General features: G+C 36.4%; 15 protein-coding genes. 6 read left to right on the forward strand and 9 right to left on the reverse strand.

The window, feature by feature from the left end:
* Positions 1–19 precede the first annotated feature (19 nt).
* Positions 20–1210 (reverse strand): hypothetical protein, encoded by a 1191-nt coding sequence (locus MKX29_RS01860; protein WP_341103615.1) that lies wholly within the window; start codon positions 1208–1210, stop codon positions 20–22.
* Positions 1211–1502: 292 nt separating this feature from the next.
* Positions 1503–2648, reverse strand: a complete 1146-nt coding sequence (locus MKX29_RS01865) for a DUF2515 family protein (RefSeq protein ID WP_341103617.1) — start codon at positions 2646–2648, stop codon at positions 1503–1505.
* A gap of 99 nt (positions 2649–2747) precedes the next feature.
* Here MKX29_RS01865 and shc point away from each other — a divergent pair, with 99 nt between their 5' ends.
* Positions 2748–4625 (forward strand): squalene--hopene cyclase, encoded by a 1878-nt coding sequence (gene shc / locus MKX29_RS01870; RefSeq protein ID WP_341103619.1) that lies wholly within the window; start codon positions 2748–2750, stop codon positions 4623–4625.
* Positions 4626–4715: 90 nt separating this feature from the next.
* Here shc and MKX29_RS01875 read toward each other — a convergent pair whose 3' ends face one another.
* From MKX29_RS01875 to purU, 4 genes are all read right to left on the reverse strand, one after another.
* Positions 4716–6137: an amidohydrolase gene (locus MKX29_RS01875; protein WP_224935664.1), complete on the reverse strand. Its 1422-nt coding sequence runs from the start codon at positions 6135–6137 to the stop codon at positions 4716–4718.
* A gap of 20 nt (positions 6138–6157) precedes the next feature.
* Positions 6158–6850 (reverse strand): small-conductance mechanosensitive channel, encoded by a 693-nt coding sequence (locus tag MKX29_RS01880; RefSeq protein WP_289433233.1) that lies wholly within the window; start codon positions 6848–6850, stop codon positions 6158–6160.
* A 12-nt stretch (positions 6851–6862) separates the two neighbouring features.
* A complete protein-coding gene (locus MKX29_RS01885; protein WP_341103623.1) occupies positions 6863–7585 on the reverse strand; it encodes a DUF5058 family protein in 723 nt (240 codons plus the stop codon).
* Positions 7586–7816: 231 nt separating this feature from the next.
* The gene (purU, locus tag MKX29_RS01890; protein ID WP_341103625.1) at positions 7817–8716 is read right to left on the reverse strand and encodes a formyltetrahydrofolate deformylase; all 900 of its coding nucleotides are present in this window, start codon (positions 8714–8716) and stop codon (positions 7817–7819) included.
* Positions 8717–8983: 267 nt separating this feature from the next.
* Between purU and MKX29_RS01895 the strand changes: the two genes are divergently transcribed.
* Both MKX29_RS01895 and MKX29_RS01900 read left to right on the forward strand, forming a co-directional pair.
* Positions 8984–9361, forward strand: a complete 378-nt coding sequence (locus MKX29_RS01895) for a hypothetical protein (RefSeq protein WP_095370035.1) — start codon at positions 8984–8986, stop codon at positions 9359–9361.
* Complete coding sequence (locus MKX29_RS01900) at positions 9358–9906, forward strand: endolytic transglycosylase MltG (RefSeq protein ID WP_224935656.1); 549 nt, start codon at positions 9358–9360, stop codon at positions 9904–9906. Before MKX29_RS01895 ends, MKX29_RS01900 begins: the two co-directional genes overlap by 4 nt.
* 161 nt (positions 9907–10067) lie before the next feature.
* Here MKX29_RS01900 and MKX29_RS01905 read toward each other — a convergent pair whose 3' ends face one another.
* Positions 10068–10229 (reverse strand): hypothetical protein, encoded by a 162-nt coding sequence (locus MKX29_RS01905; protein ID WP_224935654.1) that lies wholly within the window; start codon positions 10227–10229, stop codon positions 10068–10070.
* Between the two features lie 219 nt (positions 10230–10448).
* Here MKX29_RS01905 and MKX29_RS01910 point away from each other — a divergent pair, with 219 nt between their 5' ends.
* Both MKX29_RS01910 and MKX29_RS01915 read left to right on the forward strand, forming a co-directional pair.
* A complete protein-coding gene (locus tag MKX29_RS01910; protein WP_224935652.1) occupies positions 10449–10778 on the forward strand; it encodes a hypothetical protein in 330 nt (109 codons plus the stop codon).
* An 87-nt stretch (positions 10779–10865) separates the two neighbouring features.
* Positions 10866–12068: a CynX/NimT family MFS transporter gene (locus MKX29_RS01915; RefSeq protein ID WP_341103629.1), complete on the forward strand. Its 1203-nt coding sequence runs from the start codon at positions 10866–10868 to the stop codon at positions 12066–12068.
* Between the two features lie 42 nt (positions 12069–12110).
* On the opposite strand, the gene MKX29_RS01920 is transcribed toward MKX29_RS01915, so the two are convergent.
* Positions 12111–12971 (reverse strand): AraC family transcriptional regulator, encoded by an 861-nt coding sequence (locus MKX29_RS01920; protein ID WP_341103631.1) that lies wholly within the window; start codon positions 12969–12971, stop codon positions 12111–12113.
* A 277-nt stretch (positions 12972–13248) separates the two neighbouring features.
* Here MKX29_RS01920 and MKX29_RS01925 point away from each other — a divergent pair, with 277 nt between their 5' ends.
* Positions 13249–14922, forward strand: coding sequence for a BCCT family transporter (locus tag MKX29_RS01925; RefSeq protein ID WP_341103633.1), 1674 nt, complete (start codon positions 13249–13251; stop codon positions 14920–14922).
* Between the two features lie 27 nt (positions 14923–14949).
* Here the strand turns inward: MKX29_RS01925 and hemG are convergent, their stop codons facing one another.
* Positions 14950–16335 carry a protoporphyrinogen oxidase gene (hemG, locus tag MKX29_RS01930; RefSeq protein WP_341103635.1) on the reverse strand — a complete coding sequence of 462 codons (1386 nt, stop codon included), beginning with the start codon at positions 16333–16335 and terminating at the stop codon, positions 14950–14952.
* Positions 16336–16414 lie beyond the last annotated feature (79 nt).

A 16414-nucleotide genomic window follows, 5' to 3' on the forward strand; every position in this document is an offset into this window, starting at 1 on the left:
CTTCATTTCGATTGCGAATTTATAAGAATTGCACAAATAGACCTGCTAAAATAACCGATACGATCGTGACGGTTATAAACCCGCCCACTAACATTGGTGGCAACATATGACTAGTGAGGATATTTCTTTCCTCTTCATCATCTGTTAACGATTTAATTACTTCATTGGTAATAATGTAATCCGCCGGAAATCCATATAATGCCGTTAAAGATACAGCAAAGGCCATCTCTTTACTCACCTTAAGCATCTTACCGACGATCATTGAGAAAATGTACATACCGATTACACCAATGACGATTGTCGCAATTAAAGGATAAATTATTTCTAGCATCATACTTGGTGTTGCTTGCTTTAGTCCATCAAAGATAAATAACATCAGTGCCATAATTGCGAAACCAAATCCATTTGCTTTTTGTAACGACTGCTTCTCTAAAAATCCAAAACTTGTAGCAATCACACCAAATAATAAACAGAGGACAAACGGACTAATTGAAACAACCGGGGCTAATACAGTTGACACAAGATAGGCAAAGAAAGCAACAATACCTAGACGGAAAAACTTAAAAAAGTCTGTATTGTACTTCTCAGGTAGCCATTTAAACAACTTTAATTCTACTTCTTCAGTTGTGGCTGCTGTCTCCTCAACAGAATCCTTTATTTTCAATTCACCTTTACGTACTTGCTGAAGAAGCTTTTTCCCTTCCTTTTTCAAGACAAAGGATGTCAGTGGATAACCAGCAAAACCTTGCATAACGTAAATGACAATGGCAAATACGGATAAAGATACAAGTCCCGCTTCGGCAGCTGCGTCTGACATCAATAATGCCGATACCACACCACCAACAAGTGGTGGAATAGCCACTACCATTGTTTGAAAATCAAAAAGTAGTACACCAATAGTAAATAAAATGACAATAATGCCCAAGATTCCAGAAAGAGCAATCACTAACGTTTTCCACTGCTGCTTTAATTCCCGTAAAGAAAGCAATGTACCCATATTGGTAATGAGCAAATACATTAATAATGTTGCTACAGACGATGGGATACCAGCGACTTCAACAATATCCGTAGGGAAGAACGTCCAATATCCAAGGAGAAATAACGAAGCACATATAAACATGGATGGCACCCATGCCTTTGTTCTGGTAGCTACCACATCCCCAATAAATAAAATTCCAATTACAATTACAAAAGCCATTAGCTGAGACATACATGCCACTCCTTTAAATTCGATTTTGATATTTTACAATAGTATCACGCTCCTTTTTAAATTAAAAGAACATTTTGTCTTTTATTATTATTTTTAATAATCTTTTTATTTGAAAGCGCTTTTATTTCTATAAATTCACTTAAATAGCATATAATTGTTAGCTAGTTCATCACTTCTCTTAACATGAAATAAAGGTAAACGATTACTGTCACCTATTACGCATAGTAAGAATTAAAAGTGTTGTTCCAAAAAAAAAGACATACCCCCTGAATTAAAAAGGTATGTCTTTGCATTACGATAATAAACTTTTCGCAGCAACTGCTAGCTCCAATCTTTCTAAGGATTTCATATACGCCAGTTTCACGTTATGATCTTTTACATTCATTTCTTTAAATAGCATTTTTACTATGCCCTCATTCTTAAACCAATCTTCTACCCCCGGCTTCTTATGACTAGTATCTTTCCATACATGAACAAGTACAGGACTAAATAACTTTTTCGCACCGCTTTTTAAATGACCATCTGCAATTCTTGGCTTATAGGTTTTTGTCGGTATTCCCTCCTGAACGACGCAATAGACATTCCTCCAGTAATCACTCCTTGACCCTGTATGGGGATGTTGGTTCGCCCACTTCACAAAGCTTCGTAGTTGAGAAGGGTTTTCGTATAGAAGTGTGTACAATTTAAACCCTAATTCTATTCTCTGATTCAACTTTGTAAATAAATGAACAACTAAACCTTTTAACTGTGATATCCCATGTGTCTGATACGGAAAAAGAATATAGTTAAAAGCAAAAACATCTTGTAATTTGAACTCAAGTGTTGAAGTCACTTCTTCTTTAAAAATTGGGTTTTGTACCACCCTTTTTTCGATATAGTTTTGTTCATTAATAATAAGCGCATGCGTAAGTATCTGTGATTGCTTTTTCTTCCAAAAAATGGACCATACAGCTTGCATAAATGAAGAGACTCCTAAATGAGAGAGCAAATGAAATAACGGCTTACTTTGTCTGACACTTTCCTCGTATAGCAATAACTGTGGATATGCATCTTGAAAAATCAACCAATTGGCTCGTTCCATAAATTGAAAGAACGCATTCTGTTCTGCCTCACTTAATATCTTTGATAATAAATCCCCCTTTAAATCTGTCATATTCCATCCTGCATTTCTGGAGACAAAATGGGCTAGCAAAGCCCAATGCACTTGGGGGTATTTCAAATAAAACGCGAGATAAGCATTCGTTCTTGTCACATTATTGAGATTACAAGCTGTTGTTTGTTGGATTATTTTTTCTAGAATCTGTTGTTCGTCAAGATCAAGTTCAATTATTGAATTCTGCTTGTTTTTCTTTAATAAGGTCACTAATTCTTTTTTTAGCTTTCTCCTAGTAATAGAAGATTTTAAGCTTTTTCTTCGCCATTTATAAATTAAAAACATGGAAAACACCACCATTATGAATGATAATTTTGTCCAATGAATACTCATGTATTAATATTGCTTACATTGTGAGGAAAAGTAACGAAAAGGGTGAATATCATGAAGGTCTCAAATGGAATCAATCATTTAATTTCTACTTTAAGAGCTGACCAAACAGCTTCGGGTACTTGGGAATATCCTTTTGAATCTAGTATATCCACTGATACGTATATGATTATTTTATTAAGAAGTTTGGAAATTGATGATGAAGAGATGATAAAACAATTGGTTAAAAGGATACTAAGTAAACAAGAGGGAAACGGAGCATGGAAACATTATTACGATGAAAGAGGAGGCAGTCTTTCCTTAACTGTCGAGGCATATCATGCATTGTTGTATTCAGGTTATATCAATAAAAAAGATGATCGAATGAAAAAAGCGAAACGATTCATTCTACAACAAGGAGGTATAGAGGAAACCCATTTCCTAACCAAGCTGATTCTTACCATCACAGGGCAGTATGAATGGCCAAAGTTCTTTCCCCTACCAATTGAACTAATGCTTATCCAGCCTGTCATGCCAATCAATTTCTATAGCATCTCCGTATACGGCAGAGCAAATATAGTTCCCATTATGGTTATCGCAGAAAAGAAGTTTCGTTTTCGAACAGCTGGCAGTCCAGATTTATCAGATCTGTTCACTTCAAGAGAGGAAGCAAATTTTAGTTGGTCCCGTTCCTCCGAATGGCGAACCATACACAAAACAATCAAATCAAGTATTAAGAAAATGATAGGCCTACCACAAGAATTACACCAACTGAGTATGAGCCGTGCAAAACAATATATGATGAATCACCTAGAACCAGACGGGACCTTATTTGGCTATATTAGCTCGACATTTTTAATGGTGTTTGCATTACTTTCATTAGGACATAAAAAAGATGATCCGTTAATCGAGAATGCGGTAAAAGGATTATATGGATTCAAAACACAAGTAAAGGGTCATACACATATCCAATTCACTACTGCTTCTGTATGGAATACAAGCTTGCTCAGTTATTCTTTACAAAAAGCTGGATTAACACCAAATGATCCAATGATAAAGAAAGCAACTAATTATTTACTTAGTAGACAACAATATAAATTTGGAGATTGGATCATTCATAATCCCAAGACTAAACCAGGAGCTTGGGGGTTTTCTAACATCAACACTTTTCAGCCAGATACTGATGATACCTCGGCCACTCTTCGTGCAATTACAAACCCTGCAAAAATCGATGGTAACATAAAAGACGCTTGGAATTTAGGCGTGAATTGGCTCGTTTCCATGCAAAATGATGATGGCGGTTGGCCAGCTTTTGAAAAGAATACCAATAATAAGTTACTAGCTTTAGTACCAATCCAAGATAGTGAATTTATTCTCACCGATCCAAGCAGTGCCGATTTAACAGGAAGAGCCATGGAGTTTTTAGGCAATTACACACAAATGCCACACCAACATTCTCATTTCGACAAAAGTATTGAATGGCTTAAAACACACCAAGAAAAGAACGGTTCATGGTATGGCCGATGGGGCATTTGCTATATTTACGGGACTTGGGCAGCTCTTACGGGATTATCAGCAATTGCATATGATAATAAAAGTGAAATGATCAAGAAGGCTACGAGTTGGCTCCGATCCATTCAAAATGCTGATGGAGGTTATGGGGAATCCGCTTTAAGTGATAAACAAAAAAAATATATCCCATTAGGTGATAGTACGCTCACACATACTGCATGGGCCATAGATGCATTAATTTCGGTAAGTCAGAAGCCAGATGAGACAATTAAAAGAGGCATAAAATACCTCCTCACATCTTTGGACAATGACGATTGGCGCGAAGACTACCCTGCAGGGCAAGGCCTCGCTGGTGCTATTTATTTTCATTATCACAGTTACCGTTACATTTTCCCTCTTTTAGCCTTATCACACTATCGTGAGAAATATGGAGAGGAATGAGGAAATCAAAATTAAAAAGGCCTTAGCAATTTTCTAATGAATATTGTTAAGGCTTATCTCTCGATCATTCCTATCCTATCAACTTCCTTGCTACATACGAACTGATTCTTTCATGCTATTTAACGATGGTGGTCGTAAATCATTAGGAATTGCTGCTTCATATTTCTTTCCAGCAGTCTCTTTAACAAACTCTTCTCTTGCCACATCGATTAAATTTGTATCCGTCAATAAATCAAATAAAGTTAATGCCATTGATTTTGCTGCTAAATGCATCCCCTTCAGTCCAATGGATGACCCATAAGAAGCTGTAGCCTGCCAAGAATGGGGTTGAACACCAACTGGTGCACAAGTTGTCATGATTTGACCTACAGGTGTAATCCAGCTTACATCACCAACATCTGTTGATCCACCTATACATTGCCCTTTCAAATGTTTGAAATGATTTTTACCCGTTGGTAATAGACTTTCTAGTTCAATACCGAACTGCTTCTTGGACATTTCAACAACATCGTTATCAACTGTTTCTACCAGCTTTTCTGCAAATTTTAATTCATCTTGATTAAATGAAAACGACACACCTTCCATATTTTTTAACATTACCTTATTAAGTGTGTCATTAGGCAAGACATTATACGCATATGCCTTTACTTGATGCTCAACTTTTGTTTCAGTCATTAGTGCTGCACCTTGTGCAATTTTCTCTAATCGGTTGAACATACTATCTACTTGTTCTTTCGTAGTCGCACGCAAATAATACCACACACTTGCTTGATCAGGTACGATATTAGGTGCCAGCCCGCCATTAGTAATGACATAATGTATCCTTGAGCCATCTAATACATGCTCTCTCATATAATTTGCTCCAACATTCATTAATTCCACTGCATCTAATGCACTTCTCCCTGCATGAGGAGCTCCAGCAGCATGAGCAGTTATTCCCTTAAATTGATATTCTACCGAAACCATTGCTTGCATGGACATATTGACAACAAAATTTGCTACACCTGGATGCCAAGTTAATGCACAGTCTAAATCATTAAACACTCCTTCTCTTGCCATAAATGTTTTCCCAGAAAGAACTTCTTCTGCAGGACATCCATAATAACGAATTGTTCCATTTATTTTACTCGTTTTCATTGCTTCGCTCATCGCGATAACAGCTTCCACACCAGCCGTTCCTAACAAATTATGGCCACATCCATGGCCAGGTCCACCACTAATAATTTCTTCCCTGTTTGTAGATACCGCTTGCGAAAGTCCTGGTAAGGCATCGAATTCTCCTAATATTCCAATAACAGGCTTCCCACTTCCATATTCGGCAACGAATGCTGTTTGTGCTCCTCCTACGTTTTCTTGAATATCAAACCCAGCCTCTTGTAATACTTGTTTTTGTAAATCCGATGCGTATTCTTCCTCATACGCAACTTGCGGATGATTCCATATATCTTTTGCCATATCTGAAAAAAAGGCTTCTTTCTTATTTATCCAATCTACAAGTTCTTCTTTGATCATTATAAATTCCTCCCTTTTAATTACTTTCTTTTCTCTAATGATATACAAATGATGATAGTTAAGATGATACAGATAATTCCTTTAAAAAAAGTGGGAATAGGTATTAGATTTACAAATAATCCTACTGATAATGCAATACCTCCGTATAACGGCTTCTTAAGGGCAAATTGCGCAAATATACCTCCAAAAATAGCAGGAACAATATATATAAATGTTCCTTGAATCGATTCCGGAATAATTGATACGAGATAAGATCCTGAAACAATAATGAAAATTAGTATGGCCATATTCATTAGTGATGTTGCTCCTATTGCAAGAGCCGCAACAATTTCACCTTTTTTCGTTCCAGGTTCAGCACCAACAGCATTTTGAGCTGCCGCAGCAGACGGCAAGCACATATTAGCAATATTTCCTGTTAAAAAGGCTTGATAGGTACCAGATATCCCTAAAGTTGGGTAATATGATATTGGCTCCATAAACCAGGCATACCCGATGGCGGCAGCATAAGCTATCAACCCTGTAATAATGGGTTGCCAACCTGGATGAATACCTAATACAAAGGAAAGATATAAGGGAAGTGAGATTGTCAATAATATTACTAATCCAACCGTCATACGACCCCAAAAATGTGATTTTTGATGAAAGATATTCATCTCATATGAATGAATAACCTCATTTTTTTTAGCCACTATATTACTTTCGGAAACCGCCATACTATTCCCTCCTTAAAGGACAAAATAACTAACTGTTAAACCAACAATAATCGATACACCTAATGACCATTCATGTAAGAATTTGAGTTGATGACTTTTATTTGCGATAAAACTTACGATTAGCATCGTAGTAGCTGCAGTTAAAGCAACAATTGCTGTTTCCACCCCTTTAAATATTTCACCTGCAACAAAGTTACCAAAAACCGCAAGCATAGCAGCACTTGACACAATCATCATAATGGGGAGTTTACCAGCCGTCGTTTGTTGCTTATTTGATACCTTCCTTTCAATATTTGCTAATGATTTAGTAAAAAAGAAAACAAAAAGCAGCCAACCACATCCGCCAATACATAAAACCCATGCTACAGTCGCAAACGCTTCTGCTGTAAAACTTTCAGATCCAAGTTCTGTTCCATAAGCAGTTGCAGCCAAATTGGCCCCCATCGATTCAGTAGCAGCAGAACCAATAATGCCTATTCTCATTAATGTTAAAGGGTCACCTAGTAAGGTAATTAAAGATACAGCTACAACCACAATTCCAAATGAGGGCCCTATTGCGTTTATCATCCCAACTTTTAAAGCGCTGTTTACATCTTGCTTACTTAGACCTACACTTTCTCTCGTTTTCATTGCCATTTGAATAAATTTAATTCCTTGGAAAATGACTACACCAATGACTGTAAGTGAGATAATCCACACAACTGGATGGCTTGCTATTTTTATTGCCTCCTCCATCATCATCCTCCTAAAATTTATAATTTTCTGTTTTTTTATGATAGTTATATTGAAAAACAATTTATACAAGCTGTCAATTATGATGTAAGGAAATCTAACAATTAAAACTCCGCAAAGATAAGGATATTTACTTACTTTACTAATTCTTTTTGAATAAAAAAGCGCTTTCATCGTTTTTTTAGAATAAAAAAATCGAGGAAAATTCCCCGATTTAGGTATTACGATTTATTTTTAAAAAACAACGGTTTTATTACCATATACAATCACGCGATCTTCAAGATGCCACTTTACAGCTCTCGCTAATACACTGCGTTCGATTGAGGCTCCTTTTCTCTTCAAGTCCTCTACTTCATCCCTATGATCAACTCGACTTATATCTTGCTCGATAATCGGCCCCTCATCTAAATCATTGGTTACATAATGTGAAGTTGCACCGATAATCTTTACTCCCCGAGCATAGGCACGATCATATGGTTTCGCACCAACAAATGCCGGTAGAAACGAATGATGGATATTAATGATTTTATTAGCTTGAGCAGAAACAAATCGAGACGTCAAAATTTGCATATAACGAGCGAGAATGACAACATCTATATTATACTCTTCAAGTAATTGTAGCTGCTGTGTTTCCACTTCTTCACGATTTTCTTTCGAAGCAGGGATATGATAAAAAGGAATTCCTAATGACTCAACAATCTCTTTTGCCTCTAGATGGTTACTGATAACTAATGGAATTTCCATCATCATATCGCCATTCTGCCATTCTAATAGTATCTCTCTTAAACAATGGAGCTGCTTTGAAACAAAGATTGCTGTTCTTTTTAATTCACTATTTTGTTGTAACTTCCATTCCATTTCGAAATCTAGAGCAACATTTATAAATGACTCTTTCATTTGTCCAAATTTTTGTTGAAGGTCAGGACACTCAAATTCAATACGCATAAAAAAGTTGCCGCCTTCATGATCAGTGGAATATTGACTGGATTCGATAATATTAGCTTGATGTTGAAATAAAAATTTCGAGATATGGGCGACAATACCTGGTTGATCAGGACATTTGATGAGCAGGCGACCCCTGTTTTTATTTTTCTCTTTATAAACTTTTGCTTGATTATTAAATAATGTATTCATGTTGCACTCCTTCAAACTATTTATTGCATTTTAACCTTTTCTTTCATAAAGACGCAAACCTTTTACAAAAAAAACACACTCATTGTACATTGCTTGAATTTAGACCCCATTCTCTTATACTATAATAGAAGCAGGCAACCTGTGTTTTTATGTTACAAAAATATGACTTTAGTGGCATTTTTGACATAAATAATCGTATTTCGACAAAAAGGAAGGTATAATTATAAAATCACAGGATAATAGTTTCATATAAGGAGGAATTATAAGATGGAATGGGTATTAGCCATTTTACTTGGTGCAGCTGTTGTGTTGCTCATTTTATCATTTGTTAAGGGTAAACAATCGAAATCAGAACAAGAACAACATATTGACCAGGTTTCTTTTTCCTTAATGGATGAAATTCACCAACTGCAGCAAAAAGTAAAATTCATGGAAATAGATGCTGAGATAACAGCGGTAGAAGCAGGTACATCTGAAGTACAATCGGATCATAGATTACTTCTACGTGAAATGATTGACCTACATAGAAGAGGATACTCCAACGAAAGCATCGCTCAAAAACTAAAGATGTCATTACAAGAAGTGAATAACCTACTAGCTCCATACGAAAAACGTAGTACGGAAAGGAGTAAAGTAGCTCAATGAGTGAGAAAACGATGCGCAGCTTTGCTGGTGGTTTAATTGTCGCAGCAGTCATTCTCGGGATTACTTATTTCCTTAGTCCGGCCGATAGCAAACAGACAGAAGCTGCCGAGCCAAAAGCAACAGAAGAAGTCGATCAACCCGTAGAAGCAACGAAAGAAGAAATTAGTACAGAAGAGATGGAAGAAGCCCTACAATCTCAAGGATTTATTATTCACAGTGAAGAAGAATGGAACAATATCAATAAAGATATGAAAGATATTGCAACTGTTAAAGAAGAAAATGAAAAGCTTAAAAAGCAACTTAACGATGCAAAAGCAAATGAAAACGAAAAAGCTGTTTACCGTACGATGCTCACAGTTACCTCTGGTATGACTAGTATCGACGTCGGTAATGCGCTTGAGTCTGCAAAAATCATTAAAAATGGTAAAGACTTTTTTGATGCCGTAGAGAAAAAGGGTCTAGAAAATGATCTACGTCCAGGGACTTTTGAAGTAAATAGTGACATGTCAATGAACGAACTTGTAAATAAGGTATTTAAGAAGTAACCATCATGGGAAAAGCATCTGATGTCATCAGGTGCTTTTTTATTGCCTTCCTAACTCTTCATTCATAAACCTCATAAACAAATAGTGAGTAGCAACTGTTTCCTCATTCCAATCAAAGCGGTATCAGATAGTTAGCTGGGCATATGTGACTTGCTCGTTCATTATGTGTAAAAATCGGAAAGGTAACTACGCAAATTTTGATTTGCTCGGTCATCAAGCATGAATACTACATTGTTAGCTGGGCAAATCCCATTGGCTCGTTCATCAAGTGTGAATTCCACATTGTTAGCTGCCCAAACTTGATTTACACTTACATAAAGCATAAATTCTCCAACTGAGTAAAAGTCGATTTTCCCCTACCTTTAAAGACATTCCGTTAAATAATAGAGCAAAAACTACATAACTCCCTAACGTTAATTAAGTTTCTAAGAAGAAAATGAATAATCGTGGTATATTAATGTCAAAATACTCCTATATCATTCTATATCGACCAAAATTGAGTGAAGTTTAAATTGATAAAAGAAGATTGGGGAATGTTCATTATGAGTATTTATGTATATCAATCATTTCAACTAAAACAAGAAAACTTTCAAGAAGGCATTCAAAATCTCGCTAATATCAAAAGCTTTCGCAACGAAAACTACAGTCACGAGATTGAAATCCTCTGCCCTATTTCTGGTAATGACCATACCTATTGCCTCATTGCCAAATATGAAGGACTCGCTGAGATGGAACTGCAAAATAAAAAAATGTTTGAAGACGAGAAGTATAAAAAAATGATTAGTGATTTCTTCATCGAGCATACTGTTCAGAATAGTATAGAGACCCAATTGTTACGAAGCCTCCAATTACCACCTAAGACCAATAAATAATAGATAAACATTTCATTGCCCTATACAAATATCAGAAAATTCATTATAATTAACGCGTCTTTGATTACTTGAAAAGAGGCGTTAATTATGACAGATAGAAGCGTTCAAGGTAGGAATATACTTATTTTTATAGGGATTATCACAATTGCATTCAATTTACGCCCTGCGATTACTTCAGTTGGCCCCATTATTGGTGACATACAACATGAATTGCAGTTTAATACGAGTACAGTGAGTTTACTAACCACGTTCCCTTTATTAGCCTTTTCGGCTATCTCCCCCTTTGCGCCTTTTTTTGCAAAGAAATGGGGAATTGAGAGGGTGCTTTTTTGTGGGCTAACACTGATAGGTCTAGGTGTCTTCATGCGCTCTACTAATTTTATGTTCATACTATTTCTTGGTACCTTCATGATCGGATTAGGGATAGGTATTTGTAACGTGTTACTACCTAGTCTTGTTAAAGCACAATTCCCCTTAAAAATAGGGCTAATTACTGGCATATATACGCTATCAATGGGGGTATTTGCTGGTTTTGCACCAGGTATTAGTGGCACACTTTCTAGCTATGGGATTGCATGGAAAACCAGTCTATTAATTTGGGTAATCCCTGTTTTACTTGCTTGTCTTCTATGGATACCATTTATTAAAAAGGCACCTAAAAAAAATCCTGTTCCGCTCCTTTCATTCTCTACATTGTTTAGGTCGGGAATAGCATGGCAAATCACCGGTTTTATGGGATTACAATCGTTTATCTATTTCGGTTTTTCCACATGGTTACCAGAGATATTGATAGGAAAAGGTTTCACGTTAGAAATGGGTGGTTGGATGCTTACTATCATGCAATTCTCGGGGCTACCAGCAAGTTTTTTTATTCCTATTTTAGGAGAACGATTATCACATCAAAAATGGATTGGGTTAGGGATTGGTACAACCCTTATCACTGGTTTATGCGGGTTATTTCTCACTTCAAATATGGTGATCACATTTCTGAGTATTATCCTCATTGGTCTTTCTTTAGGCGCTGCGATAAGTCATTCATTAGCATTAATGAGTCTACGATCTATGAACAGTGAACAGGCTGCCTCTCTTTCTGGCATGGCCCAATCTTTTGGTTATTTATTGGCAGCATGTGGTCCTTTCTTACTTGGACTTCTTTATGACCTTTTTCACCAATGGCATACAGCATTTTTTGCCCTTATTACTATTGCCGTTCTTTTTACTTTATGTGGGATCGGGGCTGGAAGAAATGTTTTTGTGCAGGAAACCACAAACCTCAAGCAAACCTCTTAAATCATTTAGCTGGGTTCATGATTACAACCCAGCTTTTTTTACTTACAACTCTTTGATTACAGGGATCCAAATTTCTGAGTAAAAATCGCTACGATTAGAGCCATCTTCAGGATATACCTCTAACTCAGCGGTTCCCGCATGTCTATAACCGCTTGTTGGAAACCATTCTGAGAATATTTGTTTCCACGTTTGCTGGATTGCTTTAGGCATCTCTCCTTTCACTTGAAATACGGCCCAAGTTGAGGCTGGAATCGTTATTGTTTCAAAGCTAGTAGAATGGCCCTCATGATTGACAGCAATCCAATAGTCAATCTCCCTTTGATTTATATGATCCACGCAAACACCAAGTACACCTTTTATTGAGCCATTATTTAATGAAAGTAAGCGATCACAAGTCCCATCTTGATTGACTTGATTCCATAACTTTGGGATTTCTGCTAGGTTTTCATCTTTTTCAAGGGAATAATTTTTTCTTAGGCCTACTACTTGAAAGCTTTCTTTTGAAATAATCGTATGATTCATTGGTTCGGCTCCTTCTAATGTTACATGTATTTTTAAGGGCTGATATAATTTCAACTTTCCACGGTATTTCTTTACTTCTGATGGTGAGATATGATGTTGCTTTTTGAATGCCTTAGTAAATGCTTCTGGGGTTTCATAGCCATATTTTAGAGCAATATCAATAATTTTCTCACCATTATTACCAAGCTCAATGGCTGCACCCGTTAATCTTCGTCGCCTTATATATTCCCCTAGCGTCATATCCGTTAAAATCGCAAACGTTCGTTGAAAGTGAAAAGGAGAAGTATTCGCTTGTTTGGCTACCTCCTTACTGTTTAACTTTTTCAACAGGTTTGCTTCAATATAATCCAACGCTTTTTGTATATCTGTTACCCAACTCATAGACTCTTCTCCCTTCGGTTTGATTGTATATCGCATCATTTATTTACGCCTGTCATTTATTGCTCTGTTTGGATAGGTTAACTCCGGTCGCATAAAGGAACAAAAATACTTCCTATCACTGCAATATTCCTTATTCCACACACCATTTTCACACGATAAGTGTACATAATATTTATCTTAATTCGAAACACTAGAAAAGGTAAAAGAATTACAGTAGGGATTTTTCCATTTAATATCAGGAGTTACGCTTTGACAATAAAAAAGGTGGTATATGATAGTGAATAATGAAACTAAACATCAGAAATTCGGGGCCGTCTTTTATTGGTCAGTCGGTATTTTACTTGTTTTAATTTTTATCGGTGCATTCGCTCCAAAAGTGATGGAAAACTATACAGCTGCTATTCAATCAGCCATCACCTCTACTTTTGGCTGGTATTATTTAATCATAGTCACGATTTTTGTCTGTGTTTGCTTATTTTTAATTGTTAGCCCATATGGGAAATTAAAACTGGGGAAGTCAGATGAAAAACCAGAATATAGTTATCCTACTTGGTTTGCCCTTTTGTTTAGTGCTGGGATGGGAACAGGTCTTCTTTTTTGGGGAACAGCAGAACCTATTTCTCATTTCGCTATTGATTCTCCTACAGGGCAAACGGGTACCGATCAAGCAGCTATGGACGCTTTAAGGTATGTCTATTTTCATTGGGGTATTCATGGTTGGAGTATATACGTCCTTATTGCTCTTTGTCTTGCCTTTTTCAATTTCCGTCGAGGGGGAGATGGTTCAATTAGCTCTACACTATCTCCTATTATGAAAAATACAGACGGTCCGTTAGGTAAAATAGTGGATATTATCGGGATTATTGCCACTGTTGCAGGAATCGCAACTACTCTTGGCTTTGGAGCTAGTCAAATAAATGGTGGGATTTCTTACATTTGGAATATCCCTAATTCTTTTCTTATCCAATTAGTGATTATTATCATTATTACAGTCATTTTCTTAATATCAGCCACTACTGGGATTGATAAAGGTATTAAAATTTTTTCCAATGTCAATATGATACTTGCCCTTGTACTCCTAGTCTTTTTTATTGTTTTTGGTTCGACTGTTTATTCTTTAAATTTGTTCACAGATACGATTGGGAAGTATATACAAAGACTGCCAGAAATGAGCTTTAGATTAACACCAAATAATGAACAAAGTAGAGAATGGATTAATAATTGGACAATTTTTTATTGGGCATGGTGGATGGCATGGTCACCGTATGTTGGCACTTTTATAGCAAGAGTATCTAGAGGAAGGACCATACGTGAGTTTACTATTGGAGTATTGCTTGTACCTACCATCGTTACATTTATTTGGTTCGCTTTCTTAGGAGGCACAGCTATCGATATGCAAATGACAGGGATAGCTGATTTGGCTTCGATGAATACTGAGCAAATGCTATTTGGGACATTGAAAGAGATGCCTATAAGTTTTATCACATCTCTCCTCTCTCTCATCTTGATTTCCATTTTCTTTATTACTTCAGGTGATTCAGCTACGGTTGTATTAGGTATGCAATCAGTAAAAGGTGTGTTAAATCCTTCTAATCGTAATAAACTCATTTGGGGCGTCTTATTATCAGCCATTGCTACTGTATTGCTTTACTCTGGAGGGCTTCAAGCACTACAAAATACAATGATTATTGCTGCATTCCCATTTTCCTTTGTAATGATTCTAATGACTATATCCTTAATAAAAGAACTTCAGCAAGTGAAAAGAGAAATAGAGCTTTCAGGAGCAACAAAAGATAAATTGATGTCAAGAAGGTTACAAAAGCAATTAATCAAACAAGAATTAAAAGAAGAAAAACGTTGGATTGAAAGTAAAATGGAAGAAGAGAAAAAGCGCTTAAAAAAGAAAAAGAAAGAAAAAATGGAAGAACTAAATAACAAGAAGGAGGAATAACCTTCCCCCTCTTGTTTTTTTACTTCTTCACAATGTAGCTGTTATTCTTCTAGCCACTTCAATACCATTCTCCATACAATCCGGAATCCCTGAACCATAGTAAGAACTTCCTGCTATATACACACCAGGATATTTCTCTATAAGTGTTTGTTCAATTCCTTTGATTAATTGCGGGTGGTCCAGTGTATAAGTAGGCATTAATTCATTCCATTTTGTTATATCCCATACAATGGGTTCAGCTGCTAGTTTTAAGCTTTTCTGTAAATCTTCTCTTGCTAGATCAAGTAATCCTATATCTTCCATATCCTTCACTCTACCGAATGAAGGATGGCTACTTTTGTAAAAGAGACGGACAAGGAGATTTCCACTTTTAGACGTATGTTTCCATTTTCTACTTGTCCATGTACATGCATTACAATGTAGCTCATTATTGTTTGAAGTAATAAAGCCAGTTCCATCTTCGGGTAAAACCGCATCAGGAACATCAAATCCTATGTAAACACTAATGAGTGAGCTGTTTTTCATGTTAGAAAAATACTGATTCAACGCTGCGTCATCAAGTAATTGTTGCGCAACTTGATGTGGAGTGCTTAAGACAATATGATCTGCTTTCATCACTTCACCATTTGAAAAACTCACCTTATAATGTTGCTTTTCTTTTTGTATTGATTGTGCCTCGTATCCTTTTTTGATTTCCACTGCTCCAAGAGATTTTTCATATGCGTCAATAATTGTTGAAAGACCATTTTTGAAAGAGAGGAACTTCCTTTCACCGCTACTCTGATATTTCTCTTTATGAGCATTGAACCCCATGATAATGCTTCCGTATTTCTCTTTGTATTCGAAAACAGCTGGCAAGGTAGATGAGATCGTCAATTCTTGTAGTTTCCCAGAATAAACACCCGATAATACCGGAGCAATCTGCTTCTCTACTAATTCTTCACCAAAATAATAGGTAAGAAAGTCACCAATACTATCTTCAACTGTAAATGGATTCTCATGGTGATAAACGTCTTTTAATGCTCGAACTTTACCTTCAGCAGAGACTAATGTACTTTTAGCCAATGACTCGATACTTGTCGGTATACCAAATACGGCATCAACTGGGATGGGCTTTATCTCGCCATCGGTAAATAAATAAGAGCGACCTGTCCCGTTATAAACGACCTCATCACTTAAATTCAGTTCTGAAAAGATTTCTCTCCCCATTACTTTCCTTGAGACAATAGAATCAGCGCCCGTTTCCATCATAAATCCACCCGCTTCAACGGTTTTAATTTTTCCACCTAGATGATTTTGTGCTTCAGTTAATATAATGCGAATGTCGCGATTGTTTGCGTTTTTCCATTTTTGTAGTTCATGGGCAGCTGACAGACCATTTATGCCACCACCGACGATCAACACCGTTTCCATTACGTACACCTCAACTTTTTCTCAATGATAATAGTTTATCACAACATCACTACTTCAACTCGATCTCTATCAACAATTG

The organism is Cytobacillus sp. FSL R7-0696 (genome assembly GCF_038006865.1).
GTDB classification, from domain to species: domain Bacteria; phylum Bacillota; class Bacilli; order Bacillales; family Cytobacillaceae; genus Cytobacillus; species Cytobacillus kochii.